General features: G+C 70.1%; 15 protein-coding genes. 8 read left to right on the forward strand and 7 right to left on the reverse strand.

The features are described 5' to 3' along the window. Positions 1-352 precede the first annotated feature (352 nt). Positions 353-1,771, forward strand: coding sequence for a hypothetical protein (locus VHB92_RS10655; RefSeq protein ID WP_325453728.1), 1,419 nt, complete (start codon positions 353-355; stop codon positions 1,769-1,771). A 178-nt stretch (positions 1,772-1,949) separates the two neighbouring features. Here VHB92_RS10655 and VHB92_RS10660 read toward each other — a convergent pair whose 3' ends face one another. Then, positions 1,950-2,834 carry an NmrA family NAD(P)-binding protein gene (locus tag VHB92_RS10660; RefSeq protein ID WP_325453729.1) on the reverse strand — a complete coding sequence of 295 codons (885 nt, stop codon included), beginning with the start codon at positions 2,832-2,834 and terminating at the stop codon, positions 1,950-1,952. Between the two features lie 72 nt (positions 2,835-2,906). Between VHB92_RS10660 and VHB92_RS10665 the strand changes: the two genes are divergently transcribed. Next, positions 2,907-3,518: a helix-turn-helix domain-containing protein gene (locus VHB92_RS10665; protein WP_325453730.1), complete on the forward strand. Its 612-nt coding sequence runs from the start codon at positions 2,907-2,909 to the stop codon at positions 3,516-3,518. Positions 3,519-3,670: 152 nt separating this feature from the next. Next, positions 3,671-4,111 (forward strand): YdeI/OmpD-associated family protein, encoded by a 441-nt coding sequence (locus VHB92_RS10670; protein ID WP_325453731.1) that lies wholly within the window; start codon positions 3,671-3,673, stop codon positions 4,109-4,111. 9 nt (positions 4,112-4,120) lie between these two features. Here the strand turns inward: VHB92_RS10670 and VHB92_RS10675 are convergent, their stop codons facing one another. Further along, positions 4,121-4,969: a helix-turn-helix domain-containing protein gene (locus tag VHB92_RS10675; protein ID WP_325453732.1), complete on the reverse strand. Its 849-nt coding sequence runs from the start codon at positions 4,967-4,969 to the stop codon at positions 4,121-4,123. Between the two features lie 84 nt (positions 4,970-5,053). Here VHB92_RS10675 and VHB92_RS10680 point away from each other — a divergent pair, with 84 nt between their 5' ends. After that, entirely contained in the window at positions 5,054-5,566 is a 513-nt protein-coding gene (locus VHB92_RS10680; protein WP_325453733.1) for a VOC family protein, read from the forward strand. A gap of 286 nt (positions 5,567-5,852) precedes the next feature. Then, on the forward strand, positions 5,853-6,569 hold the full coding sequence (locus VHB92_RS10685) for a PadR family transcriptional regulator (protein ID WP_325453734.1): 717 nt from the start codon (positions 5,853-5,855) through the stop codon (positions 6,567-6,569). A gap of 738 nt (positions 6,570-7,307) precedes the next feature. Here VHB92_RS10685 and VHB92_RS10690 read toward each other — a convergent pair. The 5 genes from VHB92_RS10690 to VHB92_RS10710 form a co-directional block, all read right to left on the reverse strand. Next, positions 7,308-7,751, reverse strand: coding sequence for a YchJ family protein (locus tag VHB92_RS10690; protein WP_325453735.1), 444 nt, complete (start codon positions 7,749-7,751; stop codon positions 7,308-7,310). Then, complete coding sequence (locus VHB92_RS10695) at positions 7,748-8,443, reverse strand: uracil-DNA glycosylase (protein WP_325453736.1); 696 nt, start codon at positions 8,441-8,443, stop codon at positions 7,748-7,750. Before VHB92_RS10695 ends, VHB92_RS10690 begins: the two co-directional genes overlap by 4 nt. Beyond that, positions 8,440-8,790 carry a UBP-type zinc finger domain-containing protein gene (locus VHB92_RS10700; protein ID WP_325453737.1) on the reverse strand — a complete coding sequence of 117 codons (351 nt, stop codon included), beginning with the start codon at positions 8,788-8,790 and terminating at the stop codon, positions 8,440-8,442. The genes VHB92_RS10695 and VHB92_RS10700 overlap by 4 nt, the downstream gene beginning before the upstream one ends. A gap of 4 nt (positions 8,791-8,794) precedes the next feature. Continuing rightward, positions 8,795-9,157: a hypothetical protein gene (locus tag VHB92_RS10705; protein ID WP_325453738.1), complete on the reverse strand. Its 363-nt coding sequence runs from the start codon at positions 9,155-9,157 to the stop codon at positions 8,795-8,797. A 276-nt stretch (positions 9,158-9,433) separates the two neighbouring features. Then, positions 9,434-10,435, reverse strand: coding sequence for an NAD(P)/FAD-dependent oxidoreductase (locus VHB92_RS10710; protein ID WP_325453739.1), 1,002 nt, complete (start codon positions 10,433-10,435; stop codon positions 9,434-9,436). 94 nt (positions 10,436-10,529) lie between these two features. Between VHB92_RS10710 and VHB92_RS10715 the strand changes: the two genes are divergently transcribed. From VHB92_RS10715 to VHB92_RS10725, 3 genes are all read left to right on the forward strand, one after another. Then, positions 10,530-11,102, forward strand: coding sequence for a helix-turn-helix transcriptional regulator (locus VHB92_RS10715; RefSeq protein ID WP_325453740.1), 573 nt, complete (start codon positions 10,530-10,532; stop codon positions 11,100-11,102). A 173-nt stretch (positions 11,103-11,275) separates the two neighbouring features. Further along, positions 11,276-12,574: an alpha/beta hydrolase gene (locus VHB92_RS10720; protein WP_325453741.1), complete on the forward strand. Its 1,299-nt coding sequence runs from the start codon at positions 11,276-11,278 to the stop codon at positions 12,572-12,574. Positions 12,575-12,833: 259 nt separating this feature from the next. Beyond that, the gene (locus VHB92_RS10725) at positions 12,834-13,301 is read left to right on the forward strand and encodes a hypothetical protein (protein ID WP_325453742.1); all 468 of its coding nucleotides are present in this window, start codon (positions 12,834-12,836) and stop codon (positions 13,299-13,301) included. The last annotated feature ends 8 nt before the right edge of the window (positions 13,302-13,309 follow it).

The raw sequence follows: 13,309 nt of genomic DNA on the forward strand, positions 1-13,309 counted from the left end.
GCGAAAGAGCTGCCCGCACGAAAGGGCTGACCGCACGGAAGGTCTGACCGCACGAAAAGAACTAGCGGTCGCTGTCGATCTCGGGCGGGCATCCGCGTCGGTATGAATGGGCCAGGTTTTCCGGTCCGACACTCACGACAATGAGACTCGAGAAAAGAGGGGTGAGGTACGGTAGCGCGCCCCATCGACGGGCGCGTCACGGTGACACGACGCGTCACGAAGATCTACGACCAGGTGACATCCAGATAACAGGTGGATAACATGGACAGCGCTGTGCCCCCGACGCACTGCGCCCATCGTGTCGTGAGCCTCACGGCGCGCCCCGCCTCGCCACCCCCGAAGACTCCGCCCTGTGACAGAAGCCAACCTTCCCGCTCGACTCGTGCCCGGGTCAGGCCCACGGTCGAGCACGCCGGAATCGGCGGAAGGCGGGCAGGCGTCCAGCCGGAATCGCACCTTCACGAGCCGTCGCGAACGCCGCGAGTTCGAGCAGGCGCAGTCGCAGTTCGAGCAGGCGCAGTCGCAGGGTTCCACCACTCCGCTACTGCCGGCCGCCGGGCCCACCCACTACGAGCCCGACCCGTTCGCCGCGCTCCTGGGGCTCTCTGACGCACACGCGCATCAGGCCACACAGTCCGACGTTCGTGAGCGCGACACCCGCCTCGACGACTCACGGCGTGCGCAGGACCCCACCCGCTTGCACCGATCGGGTGCCGTCGACGCGTCGACTCAGACAGGGCGCCTGCGTCTGCGTCCCGATGAGCTGGCGAGGTCCACCGACTCGGCGCCCGTGCCCGTCGTGCTGCCGGCAACGCCGGCACCGGAGACCCGCAGAGCGGACACGCCGAGCACGGCCGACGCTCCGGCGCCGACCAGGCGACGCGCGAGCAGGAAGCCCGCGGCCGCCGTGACGCGCCCGCTGAGCGCCAGGCACGACAGGCGCCCTGCATCTCGTGTCGAATCCCACGCGGTGGCGAGGCCGGCCGTCAAGCCCAAGCGAGTTCGCGGCACGGACCAGACAGTGCGCCGCCGCTCGCCGCTCACCCGGTTGATTTCCAAGGCCACGATCATGCTGGCCGCGATCGGCCTCGTCGCCACGACGGCCGTTCCCGCCTACGCGCAGTTCGAGACTCCCACGTGGGTCGACCCGACGACCGGCGAGACCCAGACCCTCGCCGTGGGCGCCGTGCAGACCGGAGCGCTCGATCGGGATGACTTCGCCGCGCACACCATCTCCACCGCCCTGGACTCGACGACAGGCACCGTGGTGGCTCCTGAGGTGCAGGCCCTCGCGCAGCAGCTCATGACCGCCGTCGCCCAGGGGCGGCTCACCGGAAGCACCCCCGACCACATCTTCGAGATCCGATACCTGGCGGCCGGCGAGGCCGTCCAAGGCTGCGGAATCGACTATCGGGTGCTGCAGACCATCGCGTTCGCGCTCACCCAGTTCAACACCGTGGGCGTGAGCGACATCAACCGGCACTGCACGGGGCAGATCGAGGGCGCAGGAACGGCATCCGCGCACTACACGGATGGCGGTGGGCACGCCGTCGACTTCTTCCGTCTGAACGGTCACGCGCTGACCGGCGGCGACTCCGACTCCGTCAAGCTCATCGAAGACCTCGACGCCGTCGTTCCCGAGGATGCGACGGTGGGGCAGGTGGGCTGCCGGTCCGGCCTGTCCCTCCGTCACTTCAAACAGATCGACGACACCTGCAATCACCTGCACGTCGACTTCCTCGACGCAAAAGCCGCCACGCTGCTCGGTTAGGCGGCGACGCGGGCCGCGGTATGGGCGGTTTCGACGGGCTCGAGCGGCGGTGTGGTTTCGACAGACTCAACCGGCGGTGTGGTTTCGACAGGCTCAACCGGCGGTGCGTGGTTTCGACAGGCTCAACCGACGGTCGGGGTTCCGGCGGGCTCAACCGGCAGTGGATGGCGGCGGCCCGTCACGCCTGCAGGGCGCCGATCGCGGGCACGATCGCCTGCTCGGCGAAGGTGCGGAAGCTCGTCGGCGTGCTGTTCTCCGGTGTGCGCCGGACGCCGTTGTTGATCCCGCGCTCGCCCGCGATCTCCATGTCGATCAGCCCCTGAGCCATGGCCTCGGAGAAGCCGTTGGCCACCAGGTACTGCTTGGTGGCAGTGCGATCGCCTGGCTCGTATCGCACCTGCGTGCCGACCACCTCGCTCAGGATGCCCGCGATGTCGTTCATGGAGAGATCCTCTGGTCCCAGCACGGCGACGCTGTCCTGCCCCTCCCACCCGTGGTCGAGCAGCAGTCGGGCGGCGACGCTCGCGATGTCGGCGGTCGCCACCCAGGGCATCGCGAGGTCGGCAGGGAGCGTTCCGCTGACCGCACCCTGCGCGATCGACGGCACCTGGCGGAGGAAGTTGTCCATGAACGAGGGCATCGTGAGGGCCCTGACGTGTGCGCCCGTGCTGCGGAAGAGGTCATCCATGGCCCACGAGGCCGAGATGTGGCCGGCATACAGCCCGGTCTCGCGCCCCAGCGCGGAGACGGTCACGACCCGCTGCACATCGTGCCGCACGACGGCGTCCGCCGCCGGGATGCTCGCTGCCACGTACGCCTCATAGGGGCTGACCGCCGTCGGCGACGCCGGCATCAGCCAGAAGACGGCGTCCGCGCCGTCGAAGGCGGGGTCGACGATGTCGCGATCGCGGTGCGATCCGACGACGAACTCGGCGCGATCCCTGGCCTCCTGTGAGAGCTTGGCGGGATCGCGGGTGACGATGCGCACCGGCTCGCCTGAGTCGAGCAGAAGCGGCACGAGTTTGCTCCCGATGCGGCCTGTGGGTGCTGTGACGACGATCATGGAAGAGTTCCCATCGATAAGAGGGTGAATAAGTAAACTCGACTGTACCGTTTACTTTGAAAGGCGGCAACCATGGCACGACGGGGCGCCGAGCTGCGCGAGCACATCCTCGACGCCGCGAAGACCGTGTTCCTCGAATCCGGATTCGAGCGCACGTCGATGGATGCCGTCGCCGCCGAGGCGCAGACCTCGAAGCGGTCGCTCTACGCTCACTTCCCGACCAAGGATGTGCTGTTCCTCGCCATCACCGAGCGCATCCGAGAGCTCTTCGCCGCGCGCATCGGCTCGCCGGAGCACTACGCCGACGACCCCACGGAGGCCGTCGCGCGCTACTGCGGACGCTTCCGGCAGCTGCTGCGCTGGTCGATGGTCGCGCAGACCTGCCGGCTGTGCATCTCCGAGGCGAGCCGTCTGCCCGAGGCGGCGGCCGGCTTGTACGACGCGTTCTTCGGTACGGCCATCGAGCTTCTCGGTGCCTACCTCGCCGATCGCATCACGCTCCCGACCGCGGAGGCGAACGCACTGGCAGGCCGGCTCATCGGCGCGACCAGCTTCCCCGAGCTGCCGAGAGCGCTGTTCGCGCTCGACGACCTCGACGAGGAGATCCCCGACGAGTCGCGGCTCGCCGAGGAGGTCGACATCCCGGCGATCAGGGAGACGGTTCGCGCGCTCCTGCCCGGGTGACCCTCGAGCGTGGGACGGGCTCCGGTGTACCGTTGCGCGCCGTTCTCGGGCACACTGGCCCAGAGCGGAAACGGTCGCCGCGCGGCCAGCGTGCGTGTCGCATGATGCGGGCTCGACCTGGCGCGGCGATCCGAGGCGTGCGAGGAGGAACGATGGCGACATTCGACGCGGAACTGTCACTGGACGGTGCGACGGCCACCGGCATCGCGGTGCCAGAAGACGTGGTCGAGGCCCTGGGCGGCGGTGGGCGTATCCCTGTCACTGTCACCATCGGGTCGGTCACCTACCCGAGCACGATCGCGCGCATGAAGGGCGTCGCGAAGATCCCGGTGAGTGCCGACATCCGCTCGCGCGCCGGGGTCGCGGCAGGACAACTGCTCACCGTGACGGTGGAGCACGATGATGCTCCCCGCACAGTGGAGGTGCCGCAGGAGCTGCGGGCGCTGTTGGACGAGCATCCGGATGCCGCAGCGGCCTTCGCCGCGCTGTCGCCCAGCAACCAGAAGCGGCACGTGCTCGCGGTGACCTCGGCAAAGACCGACGAGACCCGGCAGCGCCGCCTCGCTGCCATCCTCGCTGAGCTGCAGCGATGACGGCGGAAGTCACGCTGAGCTCGTCGCGCGCCGGCGGGCTGCTTCGCGCCCTGCGTTTCTCGTCGCGTTGGGCGTCTCGCCGAGCACGGCGCGATAGCGACGGGAGAAGTGCGCATAGTCGACGTAGCCGAGCTCGACGGCAAGCCGGCTGAGCTCCGCATCCGGCTCGACGTAGAGCGTGGTCGCGGCGGCCTGCAGACGGCGGCACTCGATCAGCCATTTCGGACTGAGCCCGAGGTACTCGCGCAAAGTGCGCTCTAGCGTGCGCGGCGCGACGCCCACCCGCTCGGCGAGGTCCGAAGCGCGATCGAGGGATGCGTCCTCCTCGGCCAGCCGACACGTCTCGTTCACCAGCCTGTCGCGCTCGTCGACCCGCTGCGCGAGCGGAGCCAGCCAAGCGTTCAACACGTCGGCCACGCGGGCGGAGACGCCGGAGCCGAGCGCCTGTCGGAGGCCTCGCGTGGGAGCATCCGTCAAAGGATGTCCACTCGGCGGGACGTCACCGGCGCCGAGGCCGCTGCCCTCGAGGAGCAGGCGGCCCGCGCACGGGCGGAGCAACACGCCGACGGCCTCACCGTGACCGCGCAGCCGTCGGATCGACACACGCGCGGTCGGGGGAAACAGCGCGAGCGAGACCGGCGGCCCATCCTCGTGCGACGACGTCTCGAGCACCGCGTTGAATGCTGGATAGGACAGCACCCGTTGGGTCGCCTCCTCGCCCCCTGGCACGGACCATCGCACGATCCACACGTGGCGTACGAGCGCATCCAGCTCAGGCCCCAGTGCGAACCGCTCGAAGCTCACGCGTGGGTCGCCGGGATTGAGGTGGCCCTGGGATCCGGGCGGACTGTTCGTCATGGGTACCGACTCCGGTTGGCGTCGCGGGCGGGGCTGTCGCAAAAGTACAAGACGCCGCAGACAGCGCCGCCTAGCGTCGGATGCATGTCCGACAACACCACTACGCAGAAGCCCACGGCAGCGAACGGCGAGCACACGACGAACGGCGTGCCGCACGGGTCCACGTCCATCACGCCGCACATCGTCGTGAACGGCGCCGCGGCCGCACTCGACTTCTATCGCGACGTCTTCGGAGCGCGAGTGCTCGACGTCACGCGCTTTCCCGGCGGCGACGGCGTCGCGCACGCGGTGCTCGACTTCGGCAACGGCATGATCACGCTGAGCGACCCGCTCGAGTCCATCGGGCTCGTCGCCCTCGACGACCCGGAGCGCCGGCCGTTCAGCCTGGCGATCTACGTGAGCGACTGCGACGCGGTGACGGATGCCGCCGCATCCGCGGGTGCCACGGTGCGCGAGCAGCCGGCCACGTTCGTGACGGGCGATCGCTACTCCTCGATCCTCGACCCGTTCGGCGTGCGCTGGGCGGTCATGACACGTGTGGAAGACCTCTCCTTCGAGGAGAGCGCGGCGCGAGTGGCCGCGTGGGCCAAGGAGTAGAGCGCCTGACACGGGCTGCCGCAGTGGCGAGAACTATCGCGTTGCCGCCCGACGGATCGGCGGCACTCACGGCGACTGCCCACGCCCCGCGCGCTCGACCGGCGCGCTCGGCATTCGGTCTGGGCCGGTACGGACGGTCTCTGCTCGGCCTGTACCCCGCAACTCGTGCTCACATCGTTGCGGCTCCGCTCTCACCTCACCGCTGCTTGCTCACCGGTGCTTGCGGAATACTTCTGAGCGATATATCGTTGACGCGTCTTAGATAGTCAACGATAGGAGATTCGCCATGAGAAGCGACAACTTCCCCGGCGACGAGTACCGTCGCCACCACCAACATCCCGCCTACCAGGAGCACTGCGGCCACGGCCCGCACCGGCACCATCACGGAGGCGAGCACGGGCACGACCAGCACGGCTCGGGCGCGGGGTTCGAACACGAGGACGGACGCGAGCCGGGCTTCGGCCCACGCCCGTTCGGCTACGGGCGGCGCGGCTTCGGTCCGTCGTTCGATCCGCGCGGCTTCGACCCGGCCATGCTGGCCGCCTTCGGAGGTCGCGGGCGCAAGCGGGCGTCGCGTGGAGACATCCGTGCCGCCATCCTGAGCCTGCTCTCCGACGGAGCCAAGAACGGCTATGCGCTGATCAAGGCGATCGCCGAGAAGACCGACGGCCTGTGGAAGCCGAGCCCGGGCTCGGTGTACCCGACGCTTCAGCAGCTGGTCGACGAGGAGCTCGTCGAGGCCACCGGAGACGGCCGCCGCACGGAGTACGTGCTGACGGATGCCGGCAAGGCCTACGTGGCCGACCACCAGTCCGAGCTCGACGCGGCCTGGCAGGCTGCACCAGGTCTCAGCGCTTCGGGGGCCGTGCTCCACGAGGCCATCGGCAAGCTGATGGGAGTGGTGCAGCAGTACCGCTTCGCGGCCACCGACGAGCAGCGCGCGCAGGCCGCCGAGAAGATCGACGAGCTGCGCAAGGCGCTCTACCTGATCCTCGCGGAGTGACGGGTGCGGCACGGGCACCGATCGTGCCCGTGCCGCACCTGCCGCGATCCGTGCGGTCCCGACGCGCACGGTGCGCGCGCCACCCGCGGTCCGCGCGCACACTCGACACAGCGAGCCTCGCCCCGCACGGCCTCCGCCGGCACTCGATGCCGTACGCGTAGGGCCCAGATCGTGTCTCACTCGCAGAAAATGTCGTCAGCGTCGGCGGCATCCGCATTTTCTGCCAGTGAAACGGAACTCGTCGTGTGCGCCGACGAGACCATCGGGGCGGCGCGTTCGACGTGTGCGTGACCCCGCGCGTCCGGCCTGGGTGCGCGCCCGCGCGTTCAGCCTGCGCGCCTCGGTTCTCGGCGCGCGGTGCCGTCCGTGCGCCAGCCCAGATCGCGTCTGACTCGCAGGAAATGTCATCAGCGTCCGCGGCATCCGCATTTTCTGCCAGCGAAACGGAGTCGGTCCGTGTCCGTCCTCGGACCGAGCGCGGCCCGCGCGCTCGGTCCGCACCTTGGGTAGGTGCCCGCGCGATCGTTCGGACAGCCAGGTCGGTGCGCGCGCCGCCGTTCCCACACCTGCCCAGATCGCGTCTCGCTCGCAGAGAACGCGATCGATTCGAGTGCCGTCCGCATTCTCTGCCAGTGAAACGCCCCGGGGCGGATCGGGCGAGCGTGAGACAGAACGTGAAACGACGTCGTGTCCGCGGAGCGAAGCGGCGCGTGTGCGACTTGCGACCGCGGCGAAGCGTCAGGCGCTCACGTCGCCGTCGAGGTAGAGCCACCGGCCCGATTCGCGGACGAAGCGGCTGCGTTCGTGCAGCACGCCGCCGTCGCGTGCCCGGCCGGGCGCCGGCAGGATGCGCCCGAACGCCCTGAACTCCACCTCACCTCTGCCGTCGTCCGGTCCACCGGCGACGGCATCCAGGATCTCGAGCCTGCGCCACTCGACCTCCGCGTGGAGCCGAAGCTCCTCAGGGCGCGTCGACGGATGCCATGTCGACAGCAGGTACGCCGCGTTGCCGACCGCGAACGCCGAATACCGCGACCTCATGAGGCGCTCGGCGGTCGGCGCCACCGCGCTCCCGTCGAGGAACGGTCCGCAGCACGCGTCGAACGTCGCGCCGCTTCCGCAGGGGCAGAGGGCAGAGCTCAAGGCGCCGTCCGCGCCGTGGTCCGGCTGAGCGTGGGTCACGGCGCGAGTCCCGCCGGCTCGGCGGCAAGCATCCGCTCGTCCAACTCGCGCAGCTGGGCTGCGAAGATGAGCGCGCCGCCCTGTGCCGGATGCCTCAGCGCCGGCGCTTCGACGCCGACGCTCGCCATCGCGCCCTGAGCCTTGCGCCCGACCGCGGCGATCGTCTCGATCCCGAACGTCTCGGCCAGCACCAGCGCGACGGGAGTGCCCGCCCGCACCTCCGCCGGACGCGGCGCCCGGTTGCTGAGCCGGTTGCCGTGCACGAACGGATGGTTCGGGTACACCCCCCAGAGCAGCGGCAGCGGGCCGCGCCACGACGCGAGCGCCCGCCAGACGATGCCGGACGACGCTTCCCACGCGGCATCCGGATGCTCCGGCATCTCGAATCCGTCGCCCTCGTCGCGACCTGTGATGGGGCCAGGCCGGGCCGCGAGCTCCCTCGCGCTCGTGAACGGCACGCCGCTCACCGACATGCCGCGGTATCCGGGGGCCTCGGCGAGCAGCAGCACGCGCGGGCCGACCTCGCCCATCAGGTTCAGGTAGTGCTCGAGGTTGCGCCGCCGCAGCGCCCCGGATGCCGTGCCCGGGTCGTAGAGGAACTCCGCGTCATCCGACGCCCCGCCCGCTCCCGGCCGCGCGAGCGCATCCAGCACCGTGAATAACCGGGCGAGATCGGGTCGAGGCCGCTTCACCTGTGCAGGTGCGCTTGCCAGTCCTGCGGCACGCGGCCTTCAGGACCGGGAGCGGGCTGGGAGACGGGATGGCTCGACGGGTCGGCGAGCGCCGGACCGGACGCCATGCTCTGCGTCTGGTAATCCCAGTACCAGTCCTCGCCGGGTTCGAAGCTCTGCATGTAGCGGTGCCCGGTGCTGCGGAAGTGGGCGGTGGCGTGCTGGGCAGGCGAGGAGTCGCAGCAGCCGACGTGGCCGCACTCTGCGCATCGCCTGAGGTGGAACCACCAGCCTCCGTTCTGCTCGCAGTCCTCGCAGCCGGTGCCGCTCGGTGGCACCTCGGTGTCGATGCCTGCGATGTCGGTCATGACGTCACTCCTTCTCGCGTAGCCAGTGGGAGCGCCGGAACGTGCGACCCCACCAGGCGGTGAGGCCCTCGCCCTGGTACTGCTCGGGGTCGGCATCCAGAACGGCGTCGCCATCCGGCGCGGGGAGCGCTGTCACGTCCGACTCCTGGATCGACGTTGCGACGCCCGCGGTCGTGATGGATGTCACCTGGGCGGCGTCCACGAACCGCAGGCCGTGGGCCGTGTGCACGGCGAGCCCGTCGAACAGGTCGAGCGAGGCGTCCTGAAGCACGTGCTCCACGGTGCCGAGGCGCTCGCCGTTCGCGGTCGTGACGACGGCACCCTTCTCCAACGCGGTGTAGGCGATCGGCGAGCTGGGCTCGGACACACTGGCTCCTCGGAATGCTGGCGAAACGACGCTGCGGATCGACGGCGGCCTACGGATGCTCGACCCGAACGCGCCGACAATCGCCACCCTACGCCGCACGTCCGACGTGGCACTCGGCGAAGCGGCAACTCGTACGCCATGCCCGTCCGGCTGCGGCGGCCTCACCCCGCTCAGTCATGGCGCGGTCAGCCTCGCGGCAGCGCCAGCCCCAACGTGTGGTCGGTCGCATCGGCCGGGCGGCCTCACGGCGCGGTCAGCCTTACGGCGCGGCCAGCTTCACCGCGCGGTCAGCCGCACCGCGCGGTCAGCCTCCTCGGAGACGAGGTCGGCATTGATATGGGCGCCGGCCAGCGCTCCGCCGGCGGCTGCGGGGCCCACCTGAGCACCGGGATCCGTCGTGTTCCCCGCTACCCACACGCCGGCCACCGCCGTCGTGCCCGCCATGCCCGTGATGACGCGTCGGCCGCCTGTGGGCAGCTCTTCGGTCGGCAGGCCCAGCCCGTCGAGGCCGTCCAGGCGCGGCTCCATCGTGCTCGCCACGGCGACGGCGGCGCGTGGCACGAATCGGCCGTCCGACAGACGGACACCGGTGATGCCGCCGGCGCCGGACTCGACGGCGGCCATCCCGTGCTCGACGATCCCGACGCCGCGGGCATCCAGCCGGGCTCTGGCATCCTCGCTCAGCGCCGTGCCACGCGCGAAGTAGATCAGGTCGTCGGTCAGCTGGCGGAACAGCAGCGCCTGGTGCACAGAATGCTCACCCGTCGCGATGATGCCGATCGGCTGGTCTCGCACCTCCCAGCCGTGGCAGTACGGGCAATGCACGACGCCGCGTCCCCAGTTCTCCGCCAGTCCCGGAACGTCGGGCAGCAGATCGCGCACCCCGGTGGCGACCAGCAGACGACGGGCCCGAAGCTCACGGCCGTCCGTCAGCCGCACCGCGAAGCGCGCGGCCCTGGGGTGGTCATTGGATGCTACATCCAGCGGATCCGCCGAGCGCACGGTTCCCGTCACCACCACACCGCCGTAACTGCGGACCTCCTCGCGCCCCGTGCGCAGTAGCTCGCCAGGCGGTGTGCCCTCGCGGCCGAGCAGGCCGTGCACGCCAGCGGCCGGCGCGTTGCGCGGCATCCCGTCGTCGACGACCACCACGGAACGACGAGAACGGGCGAGCATCAGAGCCCCGCTGAGCCCCGCCGCCCCTCCGCCGATCACGACCACGTCGACGTCGCCTTCCGACGCTCGATCGGACAACTCGTTCGCCGGTCGATCTGTCATGTGCTTCTGCCCCTTCTCGCTTTCACGCCCTTGTCAGGCGCGGATGATCGACAACCGTAGGCAGAGGATTCGCGCACCGCATACCATTTTGCTCATGGAGCAAGGAGATGATCGGCTCGACGCCCTGGTGCGCAAGCGCGTGCGTGCGCTGCGGGTTGCGCAGGGCTGGTCGCTCGAGGAGCTCGCTTCGCGGTCGCACCTCAGCGCGGCCACGTTGAGCAGGATCGAGAACGGCCAGCGCAGGCTGGCGCTCGATCAGCTGGTGACACTCGCACATGCCCTGGACACGACGATGGACCAGCTCGTCGAGACGGATGCCGACGACGTGGTCATCCGGCCGGCTCGCGAAGAAGGCGGTCGCCTGCTGCGCTGGCCGGTGCGCGCCGATCCGCGCCTGTCGGTGATCCGCAGAAGGATCGCCGATCCCATTCCGGAGGGCACGGCCGCGCTGCGAGCGCATCCGGGCAGGGAGTGGTTCGTCGTGCTCTCCGGGAGAGTGTCGTTGCACCTCGGCAACAGCAGATATCTCGTCGAAGCGGATCAGGCGGCCGAGTTCCCGACCATGATCCCGCACGCGGTCGGCGCCGAGGGCGGTCCGGCCGACATCCTCGGCATCTTCGATCGTGAAGCCCGCCGCGGGCATGCGTCGCATCCGACCGCGAGCTGAGCCTCCGCGCCCCGGTGCACCCGACCGGCCCGGTCACCCGACCCGCTCGGTGCACTCGCCGACTGCGTTCGGCGTCCGACTGCTGTTAGCGTGGACGACAGCGGGGTGCTCGGGGAGGCGCACCGCATCCGTGGTGGCGGCGTGCGCCGCAGCGGACATTCGGGGGAGATTCGATGCGGTGGGGCCGTGTGGCGTCGGTCATCGCGCTCGTCGTCATCGCCTCCGTCGCCATCACCGTCGCGCCGCTCGACCAGAGCCCCGCAGCGGCATCCCGCTATGCGTTCGTCGACGTCATGTCGTACCACAAGCAGGACGCCTACCTGAAGGCGCACCCGGGCGCCGAGATCGGGGTGCTCAACCTGCATCCGAAAGCAATCGCATCCATGTGGCGCACGTACTCGGTGCGAGACAGGCACGATGCGGCGAGAAAGTATCCGTCGGTGATCGGGCAGCTGGAGGGCGCCGACTACCTCTCTCGAGACATCGCGAATCGGCTGAGGCTGCGCAGGCTCCTCGCGGCCGCCAGGCAGAAGGCGGCGAAGCATCCGTCGGATGCCGCAGCCGCCCAGAAACTGCGCTGCCTGGCCGCCATCGAGGCCGCGCTCAGACCGCACGCCCCGCACCGGTACCTGGTGGACCTCACCAACGCCGCGAAACCGCTCGCCGCCATCGCGATCGGAAAGCTCGACACCGCCGGCATCGTGTCGTTCACGGTTCCCGGGATGGGCACGTACACCGACGACATGCAGTTGTGGGCGCAGGGAGCACAGAACCTCTACGACGCGCAGAAGAAAGTCGCACGCGCAGGCGCGACGCTGGCCGTCGTGGCGTGGATCGGCTATGTGACTCCGCCGCCCGGCATCGACGCCGCTCTCGGTCAGTACGCGCACATCGGCGCCAGAAACCTCATCGAATCCGTCGACGGGTTCTGGGCGACGCGGGGCACGAAGGCGCCGGCGTCGGTGACGCTGAACATCGTCGCCCACTCGTACGGCACGACCACGTCGGCGGATGCGCTCGCCGCGGCCGACCTCAAGGTGTACTCGTTCGTCATGCTCGGCTCGGCGGGAATCGAGCAGGGCATCGGGTCCGCCAGGCGGTTGCACGCCAAGCACGTCTACGCCGGTGAGGCGACGGGCGACACCGAGGCGCAGTGGGGACGCATCTCGCGCATCGACCCTCGTTCGCCCGCGTTCGGCGCCATCCCGCTCGCCGTGGACGGCGACCCGCACAAGCACGAGCTCCCCGTCACGGGGCATGCGCCCATCCTGCATTCGAGCTGGAACGACAACCCGCTGTCGAGCGCGTGGGCCAAGTTCACGAACGCCGACGAGTTCGCGCAGCGGTACCTCGACCACATCTCGACGTACGGCTATCTGGATGCCGGCACCGAGTCGATCACGAACGTCGCGGCGGTCACCGTTCCGCGCACGGCCGACCCGCACGACTCCGCGGTGTCGCCGAAGAGCTGATCCCGCTGCACTTGCCGGGGGCCACCCCGCGCAATTCAGGATGAGCGGCGGCTCGCGCGTATATTGCGGCCGAGTCCGCCGTGGTCCTGATTTCTGCCGGGTGGAAAGGATGGCCGACGTCGCGGAGAGGGCGGCCGGGGATCCGGCGCCCGGCAGAGGGCGGACGGGGGGCGGGGTGCCGAGGGACAGGGCGCCCGGGAGAGGATCGCGGGGAGAGCCGGCGCCGGAGGAGGCGGCCGCCACCGGGTAGGGTGCCGCTGTGACCCCATCGCCGCAGCCCGTCGTCGTGCTCAGGCCCCTTCCCGTGACGAGGCGCGGCTACGTCGTCGGCGGCGGCTTCGTGGCCGCGATCGGCGTGTTCCTGCTCGTCGTCGGGTTCGTCGTGGGCTTCACGTCGACGCTCGTATGGCTGCTCGCCCTCTCCGGTGTCGTGCTCATCGCCTACGGCGTCGTGGTGGCGGTGCGAGGCCGGTCGGTGTCGGTGACCCTGACGCCGGATGCCGCGGTGGTGCGCGGGATCGTGACCACGACGACGGTGCCGTGGTCGGGCATCCGCAGGGCGACGAACAAGCCGTCGCTGGAGTGGACGGATGCTGCCGGCCGCGAACGCAGCACCCGCATCACGGCACTCGCGCTCGGCAACCGGGCGTCGACAGCGGCCGCCGTGGTTCAGCACGTCGACGAGGACTACGAACGGCTCAAGGCCTGGGTGCGCGCCACGCCCTGACGGGCGGA

The sequence above is a fragment of the Humibacter sp. genome, assembly GCF_035547335.1.
Classification (GTDB): Bacteria; Actinomycetota; Actinomycetes; order Actinomycetales; family Microbacteriaceae; genus Humibacter.

Bases quoted from the DNA above. Each gene is read 5' to 3' on its own strand.
- VHB92_RS10680 (WP_325453733.1), top strand. From the start codon at position 5,054: ATGTCCGACAACACCACTACGCAGAAGCCCACGGCAGCGAACGGCGAG.
- VHB92_RS10670 (WP_325453731.1), top strand. From the start codon at position 3,671: ATGGCGACATTCGACGCGGAACTGTCACTGGACGGTGCGACGGCCACC.
- VHB92_RS10720 (WP_325453741.1), top strand. From the start codon at position 11,276: ATGCGGTGGGGCCGTGTGGCGTCGGTCATCGCGCTCGTCGTCATCGCC.
- VHB92_RS10710 (WP_325453739.1), bottom strand. From the start codon at position 10,435: ATGACAGATCGACCGGCGAACGAGTTGTCCGATCGAGCGTCGGAAGGC.
- VHB92_RS10660 (WP_325453729.1), bottom strand. From the start codon at position 2,834: ATGATCGTCGTCACAGCACCCACAGGCCGCATCGGGAGCAAACTCGTG.
- VHB92_RS10685 (WP_325453734.1), top strand. From the start codon at position 5,853: ATGAGAAGCGACAACTTCCCCGGCGACGAGTACCGTCGCCACCACCAA.
- VHB92_RS10675 (WP_325453732.1), bottom strand. From the start codon at position 4,969: ATGACGAACAGTCCGCCCGGATCCCAGGGCCACCTCAATCCCGGCGAC.
- VHB92_RS10700 (WP_325453737.1), bottom strand. From the start codon at position 8,790: ATGACCGACATCGCAGGCATCGACACCGAGGTGCCACCGAGCGGCACC.
- VHB92_RS10665 (WP_325453730.1), top strand. From the start codon at position 2,907: ATGGCACGACGGGGCGCCGAGCTGCGCGAGCACATCCTCGACGCCGCG.
- VHB92_RS10715 (WP_325453740.1), top strand. From the start codon at position 10,530: ATGGAGCAAGGAGATGATCGGCTCGACGCCCTGGTGCGCAAGCGCGTG.